The sequence below is a fragment of the Paenibacillus agilis genome, from assembly GCF_007786455.1.
In the GTDB taxonomy this organism is placed as follows: Bacteria; Bacillota; Bacilli; order Paenibacillales; family Paenibacillaceae; genus Paenibacillus_B; species Paenibacillus_B agilis.
The window spans coordinates 410,770-426,428 of sequence record NZ_VNJK01000003.1 but is presented as its reverse complement, the minus strand read 5'-3'; the positions used below and the strand labels follow the sequence as shown (position 1 = coordinate 426,428).

General features: G+C 43.9%; 11 protein-coding genes. 4 read left to right on the top strand and 7 right to left on the bottom strand.

What is annotated here, in order from left to right; translation table 11 throughout:
* Positions 1-15: 15 nt before the first annotated feature.
* Positions 16-1,635: a hypothetical protein gene (locus FPZ44_RS26555; protein WP_186786167.1), complete on the top strand. Its 1,620-nt coding sequence runs from the start codon at positions 16-18 to the stop codon at positions 1,633-1,635.
* A 96-nt stretch (positions 1,636-1,731) separates the two neighbouring features.
* On the opposite strand, the gene FPZ44_RS20850 is transcribed toward FPZ44_RS26555, so the two are convergent.
* Both FPZ44_RS20850 and FPZ44_RS20845 read right to left on the bottom strand, forming a co-directional pair.
* Positions 1,732-3,228 carry an erythromycin esterase family protein gene (locus tag FPZ44_RS20850; protein ID WP_261378452.1) on the bottom strand — a complete coding sequence of 499 codons (1,497 nt, stop codon included), beginning with the start codon at positions 3,226-3,228 and terminating at the stop codon, positions 1,732-1,734.
* A gap of 165 nt (positions 3,229-3,393) precedes the next feature.
* The gene (locus FPZ44_RS20845) at positions 3,394-4,905 is read right to left on the bottom strand and encodes an erythromycin esterase family protein (protein WP_144993526.1); all 1,512 of its coding nucleotides are present in this window, start codon (positions 4,903-4,905) and stop codon (positions 3,394-3,396) included.
* 282 nt (positions 4,906-5,187) lie between these two features.
* Here FPZ44_RS20845 and FPZ44_RS20840 point away from each other — a divergent pair, with 282 nt between their 5' ends.
* Complete coding sequence (locus tag FPZ44_RS20840) at positions 5,188-6,201, top strand: phosphotransferase enzyme family protein (protein ID WP_186786166.1); 1,014 nt, start codon at positions 5,188-5,190, stop codon at positions 6,199-6,201.
* A 155-nt stretch (positions 6,202-6,356) separates the two neighbouring features.
* On the opposite strand, the gene FPZ44_RS20835 is transcribed toward FPZ44_RS20840, so the two are convergent.
* On the bottom strand, positions 6,357-7,850 hold the full coding sequence (locus tag FPZ44_RS20835) for an erythromycin esterase family protein (protein WP_261378451.1): 1,494 nt from the start codon (positions 7,848-7,850) through the stop codon (positions 6,357-6,359).
* Between the two features lie 256 nt (positions 7,851-8,106).
* On the opposite strand from FPZ44_RS20835, the gene FPZ44_RS20830 reads away from it, so the two are divergent.
* The gene (locus tag FPZ44_RS20830) at positions 8,107-8,631 is read left to right on the top strand and encodes a DNA topology modulation protein (RefSeq protein ID WP_144993522.1); all 525 of its coding nucleotides are present in this window, start codon (positions 8,107-8,109) and stop codon (positions 8,629-8,631) included.
* A gap of 61 nt (positions 8,632-8,692) precedes the next feature.
* Positions 8,693-9,193 carry a hypothetical protein gene (locus FPZ44_RS20825; protein ID WP_144993520.1) on the top strand — a complete coding sequence of 167 codons (501 nt, stop codon included), beginning with the start codon at positions 8,693-8,695 and terminating at the stop codon, positions 9,191-9,193.
* A gap of 454 nt (positions 9,194-9,647) precedes the next feature.
* Here the strand turns inward: FPZ44_RS20825 and nrdF are convergent, their stop codons facing one another.
* The 4 genes from nrdF to thiC form a co-directional block, all read right to left on the bottom strand.
* The gene (gene nrdF / locus FPZ44_RS20820) at positions 9,648-10,598 is read right to left on the bottom strand and encodes a class 1b ribonucleoside-diphosphate reductase subunit beta (protein ID WP_144993730.1); all 951 of its coding nucleotides are present in this window, start codon (positions 10,596-10,598) and stop codon (positions 9,648-9,650) included.
* Positions 10,599-10,653: 55 nt separating this feature from the next.
* Positions 10,654-12,738: a class 1b ribonucleoside-diphosphate reductase subunit alpha gene (gene nrdE / locus FPZ44_RS20815; RefSeq protein WP_144993518.1), complete on the bottom strand. Its 2,085-nt coding sequence runs from the start codon at positions 12,736-12,738 to the stop codon at positions 10,654-10,656.
* A complete protein-coding gene (nrdI, locus tag FPZ44_RS20810; RefSeq protein WP_144993728.1) occupies positions 12,725-13,114 on the bottom strand; it encodes a class Ib ribonucleoside-diphosphate reductase assembly flavoprotein NrdI in 390 nt (129 codons plus the stop codon). Before nrdI ends, nrdE begins: the two co-directional genes overlap by 14 nt.
* 727 nt (positions 13,115-13,841) lie before the next feature.
* Entirely contained in the window at positions 13,842-15,590 is a 1,749-nt protein-coding gene (gene thiC / locus FPZ44_RS20805) for a phosphomethylpyrimidine synthase ThiC (RefSeq protein WP_186786179.1), read from the bottom strand.
* Between the last annotated feature and the right edge of the window lie 69 nt (positions 15,591-15,659).

Genomic DNA, 15,659 nt, shown 5'->3' with positions numbered 1-15,659 from the left:
CAAATTAGAGGAGGTATGAGTATTGTGTTGGAATTAACTTGGCTGCATGGGATTTATCTCATCTTCATCATGCTTATTATTGTCTGTCTCATTATGCGTCGCGATACAACACTCGTTTGTATCGTAGGTATATTACTGCTGGGCTGGATCGCTACCTCCTCTCTTGGATCAGCGGTCAGTGGCATATTTTCTACTTTCATATACGCGATGAAAGAGCTTATGCCAACGATTCTTATAATCTCTATCATCGTTGGCATGAGCCGCGTTCTACTCGCTTCTGGTATACATGAAGCGCTAGTGTCTCCGTTTACACGCTTTATGCGCAGTCCTGTCATGGCCTTTTGGACAATCGGCCTTGTCATGATGACGATTAGCCTTTTCTTCTGGCCATCGCCTGCCGTTGCACTCGTAGGCGCTGTACTGCTGCCAGCGGCGCTTCGGGTTGGACTGCCACCAATCGCAGTCGCCATGGCGATGAACTTGTTCGGACATGGCATTGCTTTGTCCGGTGACTTCATTATCCAAGGCGCTCCGAAGTTGACAGCAGATGCCGCAGGCATTCCCGTGGAGAGCGTCATTAGCGCTAGTTTACCGCTCGTCTTGGTAATGGGGGCGGTGACAACAGGAACCGCCTTTTGGCTAATACGACGAGACATAAGATCAGGGCGGCTGCATCCTGCTAGCGGTACGACAGATGCAGAAGTAGATTCTTCCGAAACGGTAGGCGATGCAGATTATACGAATGTTTCAAATAATACGGCTCCTCAGGAAGCTGGGCCTCCTTCTGATAGCCCTAGTGCTACAAGTAATGCTGCTAATAATACTCGAAATACAAGTAGCGCTAGTAATACTAACATTACTTGTAAAGCTAATAATGCTAATAGTGATACTAACGCCCCTTATGTTACCGATACCTCTTTAAAAGGGACTTATGCCCTCACTCCACTGCTAAAACGTTTATCCGCCATATTTATCGTTCTTCTTTTCACGCTCGATGTCATTATTCTATTTCGCTATAAGCTTCAAGGTGGTGAAGCGACCGCACTTGTCGGCGGTACCGCTGTGCTTATTCTTCTACTCATCTGCATGCTCACTTATCGTGGAAAAGGGCTAGAACAGACAACAACACATCTTATAGATGGATTCCTGTTTGGCTTTAAAGTATTTGGCCCTGTTATTCCCATTGCCGCCTTCTTTTATCTTGGTGATGCGGCTTTGATCGAACTGTACGGTTCGGTGCTGCCTGTCGGCTCGCATGGCATCGTCAATGACTTGGGCGTTGCACTGGCCCACAATGTACCTGTTCATCCCGCAGTTGGTGCCATCACGATGACCGCCGTTGGCACGATTACAGGCCTGGACGGCTCGGGCTTCTCTGGCATTTCGCTAGCAGGATCAGTTGCCAGCGTATTCGGCATTGCCATCGATGGAGGCACTGCTACCTTGACCGCCCTAGGTCAAGTCACCGCGATTTGGGTTGGCGGCGGAACGCTTATCCCGTGGGCGCTCATTCCAGCGGCTGCGATCTGCGGCGTCAGCCCCTTCGAGCTCGCGCGGCGCAATCTGATTCCCGTATTCATTGGGCTCATTGCCACGACGCTGCTAGCAATCGTGATACTTATGTTCACCATATGAATACGAATGATCATGCAAAAAACGATAAGAGAAAACCGCTGATCCGCGGAAACTCTTATCGCTTTTCTTATAAATGCATCATTCTATTAAATTTGATTAAGACTTTGGGGAATTAGGCAAATACTTCGGCAATTTAACTTTATCAATAAGCAGGACACCGTCATAATGATGACGCGGAACAATCAAAGACGGTCCATTTCCCCAAATATAAGACACTACGCGTTCAAACATCCAAGAGTTCCCACGCTCATTATCACGATAGCGCAAATCCATAAACGTGTAAGGCTGCTTCGCTCCAGATAAAATATCCTCTAAAGAACCCGGGATTAAAGGCAATACCGAAATCGGTTGTCTTGTATTATCAGCAGATTCCCCGCTTGCCATATATAGTCCCATGACGTAGCTTTGATGCTGGAGTTCCTTCGGCATGAGCTCGCCCATCCACTTATGGGTGAAAGGAACATAAGTCTGAGATTGCGCTTTGCTAATGTGGGCATTATGAGCCCAAACAATAAATTTTTCTTCTGGATAGGCTTCAGTAGCAAGCCAAATTAAATTGTTCGCCATGGCACGATCTCGCCATTCCGTTGCCCGATACATCGCCATCATATTACCTTTTTCAGTATCAATATTAACGTTAATATTGATTTCAACAAACTCGTTAATAAGCCGAATACGATCCTCGACCGCACGTTTCATCAGCACTGTAATTTTGGGCTCATCCGGATATTGTTTCTTTAGCTCGTCTGCATGAGATTCCACTTGCTCTAATAATTTTTTATACAAAGTAAGAAGTTCTGGCCTCACCTTACGGTAGCCCGCTAAATCCTTACCACGGCTCCATTTGGACAGATCAGCTTCTGCCTGCATAACTTCTTCTTGGAGCTTCTTATCTTTTAACCACTGTGCGTCCTTAAGGAGCGGAGTCTGTAGTTGAATATCGAAGCCTAGCAAACGAAGCGGCTGCTGGCTGTCCTGCGTATCCTTCATATATTGGAACAAAGGAAGTGTTTCTTCCGTCCACCATACTTTGAAAATAGAGCGTTTCATCGTCTCTTCAGCCGTTTTGCTCTTCATTTCACCTTGCGCTATTGCTGCATCGGGCAGACCGCTTTCGAAGGCAACAAAATTATAACCAAGCTGCTGATGCAAATATTGAATCAGACGCGTCTTGACTGAGTTAAATTCAGCAGCTCCATGACTACTCTCACCTAAATAGACGATACGTTTATCCGCTAGCAAGGGAATCAACATATCAAGATCTTGAAAATTACTTTCTGGAATTGCTCCATCTACTCGTTTCTCTGGCAGAATCGATTTCAAAGCATAGGCATGGTCACTCACATACTTCTTCCAATCGGCAATAGCCTCCGGATAGATGCGGGCTTTTTGGTCTGCTTTTTGATCTGCTTGCTGCTCACTGTGCTTTCCCTGCTTGGATTCCGGATTACTTTGAGCAGAAGCAATATTGCTCGGTGCTACAGCATAACTTACGGATGTTAACGCTACTGCCACTGTCAGCATAAGCAAAACAAAACGACGACATCTTGTAGATAACGGCTTGGATGTGTGAGTTGATTTCGATGGTTTCATAAGGTTCAACTCCCTAAATACGGTATTTTTTTCTTGCTTACATCCTAGCAGTTATACAAGATGACCGTCTTGACATTTTGTGCTTTCTTATTTGGAAATAGGATATTTCTATCCATTCAAGTTACCACATCTTACTGTCTATTTAACTGTCTATGTCTTGCACAACTATTTAATATAACGAGGCAGCTTTACTTTATCGATAAGCAAAATACCATCATAATGTTGACGCGGTACAATCAAAGTCGGCATATTTCCCCAATCATAGGCAAATACACGCTCAAACATCCAAGAGTTTCCTCGCTCATTGTCACGGTAGCGCAAATCCATAAACGTGTAAGGCTGCTTCGCTCCTGATAAAATATCTTCTAACGCCCCTGGTAACAAAGGACTTACAGGGATCGCTTCTCTAGTCTCGTTATCTGCTGACTCTCCACTCCCCATGTACAATCCCATCACGTAGCTTTGACGCTGCAGCACCTTCGGCATAAGCTCGCCCATCCATTTATGAGCGCCATCAAAAGTGTAAATTTGAGATTGTGCCTTGCTAATGTGACCATTATGAGCCCATACAATGAACCTCTCCGTTGGATATACCTCTGTCGCAAGCCAAATCAAATTATTTGCCATAGCACGGTCACGCCATTCTGTAGCACGAAATACGGCCAACATGTCTCCTTTTTCAACGACGATATTACCTTCAATATTAATTTCAACATATTCGTTAATAAAGCGAATCCGATCCTCGACCGCACGTTTCATCAGTACCACAATTTTTGGTTCGTTCGGATATTCTTTCTTCAATGCGCCTTCGTGAGCCGCCACTTGCGTCAATAATTTTTTATACAAATTAAGTAGTTCTGGCTTCACTTTACGATAGCCCGCTAAATCTTTACTGTTTCTCCATTCGAGTAAATCAGTTTCTGCCTTTATTACTTTCTCTTGAAGTTGCTTGTCCTTCAACCATACAGCATCCTTAAGGAGAGGTGCGTTCCATTGAATGTCGAAGCCCACTAACCGAAGCGGCCGCTCGCTATCTTGCGTATCCTTCATATACTGGAACAAAGGAAGTGTTTCTTCCGTCCACCACACTTTGAAAATAGACCGTTTCATCGTATCTTCAGCCGACTTACTCTTCATTTTCCCTTGAGCAATAGCTGCATCAGGAAGACCACTTTCGAACGCAACCATGTTATAGCCAAGCTGCTGATGCAAATATTGAATCAAACGCGTCTTCGCCGAGTTAAATTCTGCAGCACCATGAGTACTTTCACCCAAGTAAACAATGCGCTTATCTGCTAGCAAAGGAATTAACATATCGAGGTCTTCAAAATTACTTGCCGGTATCGAGCCATTCACCCGCTTCTCCGGTTGAATCGATTTCAGAGCATAAGCATGGTCATTCGCATACTTCTTCCAATCTGCGATAGACTCCTTATAGGTACGAGCTTTACTATCTGTTTTATGCTCAACCTGTCCTTTGGCTTGCTCACCCTGTTTCGCTGCTTGTTCAGATTTCTGTGCTGGTTGCGCTGCTGATGCTTGTGCCTGAGCTGAGCTAATAGACCCGAGCCAAGTCGTCATAACCATTGCCGTCATCGTTACCGTTAAGAGCATTACTTGCAGGCGTCTACGCCATGCTTTATTTGAATTGTTAGTTTGCATCATCATCGTGCTCATCTTCAATCCCCTCTTCTAAAAGTGATGTATGTATGAATCGTTTTCTACCATTACGTTAATCTACTAGTTCAACTATCTTGTTCTTGTTGCTCGTATAATGTAAGTTTAGACCCCCAAAGTTAAATGGGAGATACTTCAAGTTTAAATTCAGGTTAAAAATATAACTAGGAGACACATCTACCTACAGAATCATCATTTGAATTTAGAACAACTAGGGGCAACGCCACCCTTTGATATCCATCATTCATCTATGCTACGCTTCATCCATGGAGGTGGATGGTATTGGAACAAAACAATTGGTCCTCATCTTTATTAGAAGAAGCTTGTCGACGATATGGCGGCGATCCTTCTTCCATTCAGGCGCTCGGCGGATTTGCTAACAATGTATTTTCTTTTGAGCGGAATGAAGAAACGGTAATCTTAAAATTGTATACGTACACATCTCCTAACGATCACTCACAGCTAGTTGGTGAGCTAACATGGATGGCCTATTTGTCGCAGCAGGGAATTCGGATTACAATGCCTATTTACTCACGGCAAGATCTATGGGTTGAGGAAATACAGCTGGATGTGGGGGATTATTTAGCTGTCGTTTACGAGAAAGCAGCAGGCAAGCTGCTCCAAGACGAGCAAGAGGAAGCATGGAACAATGCTCTATTCTACAAAATAGGAGAAGCAATGGGAAATATGCATCGTGCAGCAGCAGAAATGGAGACTGTAACAGGCGCTAGTAGACGAATAGATTGGTATGATGAGGCGTTCATTCATTCTCCTCCCCCTGTTAGCAACGCAGTTCTTTCACAATGGACTACCTATGTGAACAAGCTGAAAAGCTGGCCGACTGATCCAAACAGCTATGGTCTTGTCCATCATGATCTGCATCCACATAACTTCTATGTACATGAAGGAGAGCTCGTCTTATTCGATTTTGGCGACTGTCTCTATCATTGGTACAGCTATGATATCGCCATCACTCTTTATCACTCTATGCAGTTCGCGTGTATTTCCGATCCGGCAGAAAAAGCACACTGGATAGTATCATTTATGGACTCATTTAGCAAAGGATATGCCACTACCTATCAGCCATTAACGCAGCAGCAGCTTGAACAGATTCCATTCCTATTGAATTATCGTAGACTGTATTCGTATATGTATTTCAAAGCAAATACGAACTGGGAGCAGCTAGACGAGGGAACACAAGCAGCATTGGAGCGGATGCGAGAAGCAATTGAGCAAGAACAGCCTGTTCTAGGTAACGTGTTCACACCACAAACTTCGCAGAAAGCAAACAACTAACGAATATCAACTTACCTCTCTCTTATCTCATATTTTTGTCCACGTGGTATCTAACATTTATCCTTGTTATATCCACTACTAAACACAAAAGAGCGCTGAATCTCATCTGATTCAGCGCTTACTTTACCTAGATGCTATCAAATTATCTAGTTCATCTATTTCACATATTTCGGTGCCTTAACTTTATCAATTAACAAAATCCCATCGTATTGCTCACGCACGTTCATACTCTCCGGCATTGATCCCCAGCTGTAAGTAGTTACAGGTTCGAACATCCAAGAGTTCCCCCGTGCCTCACGCTGATAGCGCAAATCTACGAACGTATATGGCTGATTGGATGCAGACAGAATCGATTCCATCGAACCTGGCTCAAATTTGACAACATCCTTCTTATTGCCACCATTATCAGCCGTCTCACCGCTAGCCATATAAAGTCCAAGAACATAGCTGTACTTCTTATAATCTTCCGGCATCAATTCTCCCATAAACTTCACTGTGAATGGCGTGCCTTCGACTTCGGAATGAGCTTTTCGGATATGATCATTATGTGCCCATACAATGATTTTTTCTGTCGGATATACTTCTTCTGCGAGCCACACCAGATTCGCCGCCATCATTTTATCGCGCCATGCGAATGATTGCAGCATCGTATCGTATTTACCTTGCGTCGCATCTACCTGACCACGAATGCTCAGCTCATTATATTCGTTAATAACGTCAATCTGTACCTTCAACGCACGCTCCATCAACTTAACAATATGAGGCTCATCTGGATATGCTTTCTTCAAGCGCTCTGCACTCGGTTTCACCTGCTGCTTCACCTTTTCAAAGGTCTTGATCGCATTAGGCTTTACCTTCTGATAGGCTTTCAGATCGTCACCCGCTTCACGCAGCTGCTTCTCTGCTTCATTAAATTCTTTAACGAGAGCCTCGTCATGTAGCCAATCTTCTACTTTGAATTTATAATCCTGCATATCAAAGCCTGCCATACGAAGCGGCTGCTTTTGGGATTGTGTATCTTTCATATATTGAAAGAGCGGCAATGTTTCTTCTGTCCACCATACTGGAAAAATGGATTGTTTCATCGCTGCTTCTACTGTGCCGCTGGTTAACTTACCTTGCGCAGCTGCAACATCACCTAAGCCGCTTTCAAAAGCAAGTATGTTATATCCCATTTCTTGATGCAAAAACTGAATAAGTCTTGTTTTCACACTATTAAATTGTGCCGCACCATGTGTACTTTCACCAAGGTAAACAATTCGTTTCGATTGCAGCAATGGCTTCAGCATTTGTAAATCATCAAACTCTTTTTTCGCAATTGTACCGCTGCCGAACTCCATTTTTTCTGGTTCAATGGAATCTAGTGCATAAGCATTATCCTTGATCCAAGATGTCCAATCCGCCATTGCTTGCGGATAAGTGCGTGCTTTGTCTGCTGCAGCTGGCTGTACAGTCACTTGCTGCGCCGAAGCCACTCCCTGTTGTGCGACAACTGCACCCGCAGTTGCTGATTGAGCCCGCACAGAGCTAACTGGACCGAGCCAAGCAGTCATTACCGTTGCCGTCATCGTTACCGTAAGCAGCATAGCCTTTAAGCGTCCACGCCACACTTTGTTTGAATTATTAGCTTGCATCATCGTTGTGTTCATTCTCATTCCCACCTTTTTCATAGTTATGTATCATTGGTTTCTATCGTTCTTTCATTCATCCGATTATTTGTTCTTTCATTTATCTGCTTATTCTAATTGTTCTTTCTGCTTCCCATAATGTAAGTTTAGATGGCCAAAGTTAAATAAGAGAAACCTGAAGTTTAAATTCAGGTTAAAAACAAACATTGTTCATCCATGGAAGCTAGTATAGAATATAAACCCCTTACCTTTTCCGAACAGGAGATGAGCCCTACTCATGAAAATTATGATTATCGGATCTCCCGGTTCAGGGAAATCCACATTTGCCAGAAAGCTCGGTACTCTCACACATGTACCTATCTATCATTTGGATACCTATTACTGGCGACCTGGTTGGGTTGCAACACCTAATGAAGAGTGGAATTTGTTTATGACCAATCTTGTGAAGGAGGAAGACTGGATAATAGACGGGAACTATAACAGGTCGCTGGATATTAGAATGAAAGAAGCGGAAATCATCGTATTTTTCGATCTCCCACCCATTTTGAACACTTATCGAGTCATTAAGAGACGTATCCAATTTCATGGAAAAACAAGAACGGATATGAATGAAGGCTGTGAGGAAAAGCTGGATTGGGCGTTTATAAAATGGGTATGGAATTTTAGAAAAAACAGTAAGCCTGCAATTGAGCAAAAGATAGCGGAGTATGGTAGCGGGAAGAAGATCATCATTTTCCGAAAAATCTCAGATGCCTCTAACGTGTTGAAGGAAGTTGAAAAAGCTGATACCCATCCATTTTAGGATTAAATATCGATCAAATGATGTGATAGATTTGTTCAAAATAGAGGAGGAATAGCGGTTGTTGGCTATTAAAAAATACCTACGACTAGGATCGATGCTAGCAATAGTACTCGTTACCGCGGCATGCACCCAGAATGATATGAAACACCCTACAATAATAGATCGGATTGAACAAAGTAAAGAAGGCGCCGAGCTGTTTATATCTCCCGACTATAGAGTAGTATCAGATATAGACGAGATTATGAAACTCGAACCGTCTGTATTGTCTAAGAACGTTGGCGACATCAAGCTTCTTGATATCATCGTTCGAATAAAAAATGAAGGCATCAAACAAGCTTCCAACTTAGACGTAAAAATCAATGAACCTACTCCATTAAACTACTTTCATGCATCTTTCATCGGGATAAAAGGCTCTCATCTGAAGAGTAACGATGAGACTGAATTGAGATATCTTGTAGCCTTTGACGCCGATGAGAAATTAGCCTCCTTCAAGAAAAACGTTACTTTTACAATCACATGGGATGAAGATAATGTGCGCGAACAAATAACCGTTGGATTTTAATCCTACACATAAAAGGTAATAAACGAGCTAATAAACCTTACACGGTACGGACAAAAGTGCATCTATTTTATGTAGAAAACGTCATTTTGCGATAGATTAGGACAAATGTGCAGTTATTTTCTCGATTATGCGCTTAAAATAGGGAAAGACGCTTAAATACATGCATTTTTGACGATAATCCTCCGAATATGGACATTTTCAAATAAAATAACTGCATAATTGCCACGATTCTAGACAGACTAGGCGCTGTCCACTCATGCAGCTCTATTTATTTGGTCTAAACACAAATATAAACACATAAATAAAAAGCGTTAACGCCCTGCCATGGAACTGATCCCTGTCTCACAAACAAGATCAGCCTCTAGTGGCCTCGTTAACGCTTTTACTATTTAACTGATTCGTATTTACAGCTGCTTATTATCACTTCTATATATCGCTATATATCGCTTCTTAACTAGAAGCGGAAGTCGTCGTCTGTTAGTGGTTCAACATGCATCGCACGCACATATCCGTTACCCTTCTTCGAGAAGAAGTCATGCTGCTTCGTACGCGTGCTAATTCCGTTGAACACGATTGGGTTGATCTCTTCCTCTGGGAACATTGGCTCCATGCCGAGGTTCATCAACGCCTTATTGGCATTGTAGCGGATGAATGTTTTCACTTCTTCTGTCAAACCAATCGTCGTGTACAGCTCTTCCGTGTACTTTTCTTCATTAGCATGCAATTCCTTCAACAGCGTTTGGAACTCAGCTGTAGCCGCATCTTGCTCTTCAGGGCTCAATTCCGCGAACAATTCCTGTGCCAACACACCCACGTAAAGTCCGTGGATACTTTCATCACGAAGAATCAAGTCGATAATCTCACCGCTGCTTGTCATCTTGCCTTGTCCAGCCAAGTACAGCGGATAGAAGAAACCGCTATAGAACAAGTAACTTTCCAACAATACCGAAGCACACATTGCCAAGTACAAATCTTTGCTCGTCTCAATGTTCGTGTAGTAGCCGGATACCATCTCCGCTTTCTTCTGCAGACAAGCATTCTCCTCTACCCAACGGAACACACCATCGATCTCTTCAGTCGTTGCCAGCGTAGTAAAGATACTGCTGTAGGACTTAGCATGGATCTGCTCCATCATCGCCATGAACCCGAGCACCGCTTTACGCTGTAAGCCTTCAACATGGTCCAAAATTTTTGGCATACCTACGCCGCCCTGAATCGTATCAAGCAGCGTGAGCCCTCCAAGTACCTTCATATATAAATCCTGCTCATCCGCGTTCAATGTCAGCCAAGACATTTTATCATCAGACAAGGGAATTTCATCATCCGTCCAAAATTGCATAATATTTTGATTCCAAAATGTAATTGTAAAATCGTCATCAGGACGATTCCAATTGACAGCTTTCATGACGCTCAATTCCGTTGCTCCCTTCTCATTCGTTGCCTGTTTAATGATCGTTCTATTATACGGAGCAGCTAATGCACTCTTCAACAGACAAACGATTCGTGCGTGTGTAGTACAACGACTTCAAGCCTTTTTTCGCCGCATAAATATAATAGCGAGCCAATTGGCGCGTCGTTACGTCACTATTCACGTGCAGTACCGTAGAAATACCCTGGTCAATATGCACTTGAATTTCAGCAATAAGATCAAGCACTTTAAACTGATCCATCTGATAAGCTGATTTATAGTAGAAGAAATTCTCTGAATTCATATAAGGCATCGGATAGTAAGTTGTTGAATTCGCATACGTACGAGTCTCAATCTGCTCTACAATCGGCATAACACTGGAAGTCGCATTTTGAATATACGAAATACTTTGTGTTGGAGCAATTGCTAAACGGTAAGCATGATACAGTCCATGCTTTTGCACGTTTTCTTTAAGCGACTGCCACTCTGCTGCGCTAGGAATATCCATTCCCTCAAACAACTGCTTCACTTTGTCCGAAGTCGGACGGTAATCTGTTGATTCATAACGCTCGAAATACGAACCATCTGCATAGTCAGAACGCTCAAACCCTTGGAACGTAATGCCGCTGTCTTTCGCGATTTCCATACTCTTCTCAAGGGAATAGAAATTCAACATCATAAAGAAGGTACGTGCGAATTCTTTCGCATCTGCGCTATCGTAAGCGATTTTATTTTTAGCTAAAAATCCGTGTAAATTCATCGCGCCAAGACCGACGGAATGCAGCTCACTGTTTGCTTTGGCAACACCTGGTGCATTTTCGATACGAGTCATGTCACTAACCGAAGTCAGTGCAAGCATACCTGCATGTACGGATTCCTTAATTTTCTTATGCTCCATTACGTTAACAATGTTCAAAGAAGCCAGGTTGCAGCTAATATCTCTGCGAATGATATCCTCTTGGTTGTAATCCGTAATTTCCGATGTCTCCTGCAGTTGGAAGATCTCTGTGCACAGGTTGGACATTTTGATGGAACCGATATTTTTAAGTGCATGAGCATGGTTCGCATTGCTCTTGTTCATAATATACGGATAGCCAGATTCAAGCTGGATCATCGCAATCTTCGTTAGCATTTCGCGTGCGCTCATCACTTCTTTTTTACGAACACGATCGTCTTCAAGCAGTTGCTCATACATCTCATCCATATCCATATCGTCCAAATGAACGCCGTATGCTTTAAACACGGAATATGGTGCAAATAGATGAAGCGGTCTGTTCTGTTCCGCTAGCTTATAAAATTGATTCGGTACGATTAGGCCAATCGACAACGTCTTCAAGCGTGTCTTCTCGTCCGCATTAATCTTCTTACTGTCCAGGAACTCCATGAGATCCCAGCCAAAGATGTTGTAGTACGCTGCACCAGAGCCTTTACGCTGTCCCATCTGATCCGCATAGGAGAATGCATCCTCCATCAGCTTAAGAACAGGCATAATGCCTTTCGCTGCTCCCTCAACGCCTTTAATTGGCTCACCGCGTCCACGCAGCTTCGACAAGTTAACTGCTACGCCACCGCCGATTTTCGAGAGCTGCATGCACGTGCCGAGCACGAAGTTAATCGAGTTAAGCGCATCGTCCATTTCCAATAGGAAGCAAGATACCATCTCACCGCGACGGCTCTTTCCTGCGTTCAAGAATGTAGGCGTTGCAGGCTGTACGCGCTGCTCCATCATCGCTCTTGTCAGCTCACGAGCAATATTTTCATCGCCTCGTGCCAAGTGCAAAGCAACGATTGCAACACGATCTGCGTAATGTTCTAAGTATTGAGAGCGGTCATTCGTCTTCACCGCATAGTCTGTGTAAAACTTGGATGCTGCCATGTAGGATTGAAATTGAAAATTATAGCTATGTGCAATTTCATAAATCTCATTTACAACTTCCGACGAGTACGTCGCGTAAACATCCTCGTAATAATCATTGTCAATCATATAACGAACTTTCTCTGCTGAGCTGGCGAATGAAATACTCTTCGCGTATACTTCCTCCATAAATGCCTGTACAGCTTCCTTATCTCGCTCCAAGCGGAAGAAGCCATCAGCTCCGCGCTGCATTAACAAGTTGTTTAGTTCAATATGACGCAACTGCACTCACCTCCTCTTGATAGCCCGCATAACGGGAAACACCTTGCTTAAACCGTTCTACATCTTGTGTCGTACCTGCCAATTCAAACTTGCTCAATACAGGCACACCATACGTACGAGCTATAATGTCCGCACTGCGACCAAAGCACTCGCCCCAGTTGCGATTACCGCTGGCTGCAACAGCAACACAACGAGCATAGTTATTTTTCAAGAAGGATTGTACCTTAGCTGGCACCTCTCCGAATCCTGTTGTATAGGTAATAAGCACAAACGGCTCGTCCAACGTCATTTTATCGTCGATTTGCACCGCAGGCAGGTTCAATTTATTTATAAATCTCCGTACGTTTCCGGTTCTGGAATCATAGGCAACTAACATCTTAATCGTATCTCCTTCCGTCTTCTCACGGAGTGTTTCAGGCTCCATTCGAAGCGATCGTGCATAGATCATTGTTCCTGACAGGAACGCTGCTGTCTATACGTTTGAAATGTATATCCGTAACAATATCTAGAGTGCATTATCAAATTTATATCAATATATAGTGTTTGTCAATGGACTTACGCACATTCCAAATCTTTGTTTCCTTTGCACAAAATGCCCAACTGTTGACCTGCAGGCCTTTGCGGAGATATCGACATTCCGTGTCTTTGAGAGGTTCGGCGGACAAGCATGTTTGTGCTTCAACACATATCCTCCTCGTTCACAAAAAAATAAAAAAAGAAAGTTCGCTTGTTCGCATTGACAATCCGTAAACAACCACTAGATATGGATGCAGCGCGAAAAAGGAAGGATCGACGAGTTGTCGACCCTTCCTTAATGAACGTTATTATTTATAGCGTTAAGTACATAAATCATGACGCTGATGAACTCTTTTAGCCATGAACATAAACGATGCACCACTTAAAATGAACTTTTAAATTAAATTCAGATGCTAGAAAATGCAATCTAACGCCAAAGACTCAATAATGGACAATAATAACTTCTACTGCTATAAACATAATATCTTGTGTCTCTTGTGTTTTTATGTCCATTGCTGTTTGTACATGCTTGAAGGGTTCTTTCTCTAATATTGTACAAAAGTCATCATCCAAACGCTCAACATATATTAGGATGTCGCTGATAGCTTACTACGATACTGCTCCGCCTTCTCTTCCATACCCACCGTAATCGCTGCATTATCCTCCAGTCCGTTCTCCTTCGCGTACTGGCGGATATCCTGAGTAATCTTCATACTGCAGAACTTCGGCCCGCACATGGAACAGAAATGAGCAGACTTTGCCCCTTCTGCTGGGAGCGTCTCGTCATGGTACTCCATCGCACGCTCCGGATCAAGGGACAGATTGAATTGATCACGCCAGCGGAATTCGAAGCGGGCTTTGGACAGCGCATCATCTCGCTTCTGAGCACGTGGATGTCCCTTCGCCAAATCCGATGCATGAGCTGCAATTTTGTAGGCGATAACTCCCTCACGTACGTCATTTTTATTAGGTAGTCCCAAATGTTCCTTCGGTGTTACATAGCAGAGCATAGCTGTACCGAACCAGCCAATCATGCCCGCTCCGATAGCAGACGTAATATGATCATAGCCTGGCGCCACATCTGTCGTCAGCGGTCCCAGCGTATAGAATGGTGCTTCCTTACATATTTCTAGCTGAATATCGACGTTCTCTTTAATTTTATTCATAGGTACATGACCAGGTCCTTCGATCATAACCTGCACATCATGCTTCCACGCTATCTCTGTCAGCTCACCAAGCGTCTCCAGCTCCGCAAACTGCGCTTCATCATTTGCATCATAAATGCTGCCTGGACGCAGGCCATCACCAAGCGAGAAAGCAACATCATAGCGTTTCATAATCTCACAAATATCCTCAAAGTGCGTATACAAGAAATTCTCTTTATGATGAGCAAGGCACCATGCAGCCATGATCGAACCGCCGCGTGACACAATTCCCGTCATTCGCTTAGCCGTCATCGGTATGTAACGAAGCAGCACACCCGCATGAATCGTAAAATAATCAACTCCCTGTTCCGCCTGCTCAATTAACGTGTCGCGGAACACTTCCCAACATAAGTCCTCTGCCTTGCCATTTACTTTCTCCAGTGCCTGATAGATCGGCACCGTACCGACCGGAACTGGCGTATTGCGAATAATCCACTCACGTGTCGTATGAATATTTTTGCCCGTGGACAAGTCCATGATCGTATCTGCGCCCCACCGAATCGCCCACGCCATCTTCTCTACTTCCTCTTCAATTGACGAAGCTACGGCAGAGTTACCGATGTTGGCATTAATCTTTACGTGGAAGTTGCGCCCGATTAGCATCGGCTCACACTCAGGGTGATTAATGTTGCATGGCAATATGGCGCGGCCACGAGCGATCTCATCTCTTACAAACTCAGGTGATAAGCCTTCGCGAATAGCTGCATATTCCATTTCAGGCGTAATGATGCCCTTACGTGCATAATGCATCTGTGTCACATTTTGACCTGCCTTTGCACGCAGCGGCTGCACATTCACAGCTGGGAACTGCTCAGCACCAGCAACCCGCACGCCTTGTTCTGTGCGGAAGCCATTGTCTTCTGGCTTTATTTCTCGACCATCATAAATCTCTACATCATTGCGTTCAAGTACCCAATTTTTCTTTAGCGGCTGCAAGCCTTTCCGAATATCAATCGTGACATCTGGGTCCGTGTACGGACCGCTGGTGTCATATACGCGCAATGGTGGATTATGCTCGATACCGTCAGGTGTCTCCGTATCATGCAGTTTAATCTCGCGTTCAGGTACTAGGATATCTGGGCGCGAGCCTTCAGTATATACCTTGCGGCTGCTTGGAAAGGGTTCGATCATCGGCTTAGATCGTTCCGAGCCTGATTGCGAGTTTGCGGATAGCTCCGTATCCATTTGTACGGTTGTTGT

Bases quoted from the DNA above. Each gene is read 5' to 3' on its own strand.
- FPZ44_RS26555 (WP_186786167.1), top strand. From the start codon at position 16: ATGAGTATTGTGTTGGAATTAACTTGGCTGCATGGGATTTATCTCATC.
- FPZ44_RS20850 (WP_261378452.1), bottom strand. From the start codon at position 3,228: ATGAAACCATCGAAATCAACTCACACATCCAAGCCGTTATCTACAAGA.
- FPZ44_RS20845 (WP_144993526.1), bottom strand. From the start codon at position 4,905: ATGAGCACGATGATGATGCAAACTAACAATTCAAATAAAGCATGGCGT.
- FPZ44_RS20835 (WP_261378451.1), bottom strand. From the start codon at position 7,850: ATGAACACAACGATGATGCAAGCTAATAATTCAAACAAAGTGTGGCGT.
- FPZ44_RS20830 (WP_144993522.1), top strand. From the start codon at position 8,107: ATGAAAATTATGATTATCGGATCTCCCGGTTCAGGGAAATCCACATTT.
- nrdF (WP_144993730.1), bottom strand. From the start codon at position 10,598: ATGAAAGCTGTCAATTGGAATCGTCCTGATGACGATTTTACAATTACA.
- nrdI (WP_144993728.1), bottom strand. From the start codon at position 13,114: ATGTTAGTTGCCTATGATTCCAGAACCGGAAACGTACGGAGATTTATA.
- thiC (WP_186786179.1), bottom strand. From the start codon at position 15,590: ATGATCGAACCCTTTCCAAGCAGCCGCAAGGTATATACTGAAGGCTCG.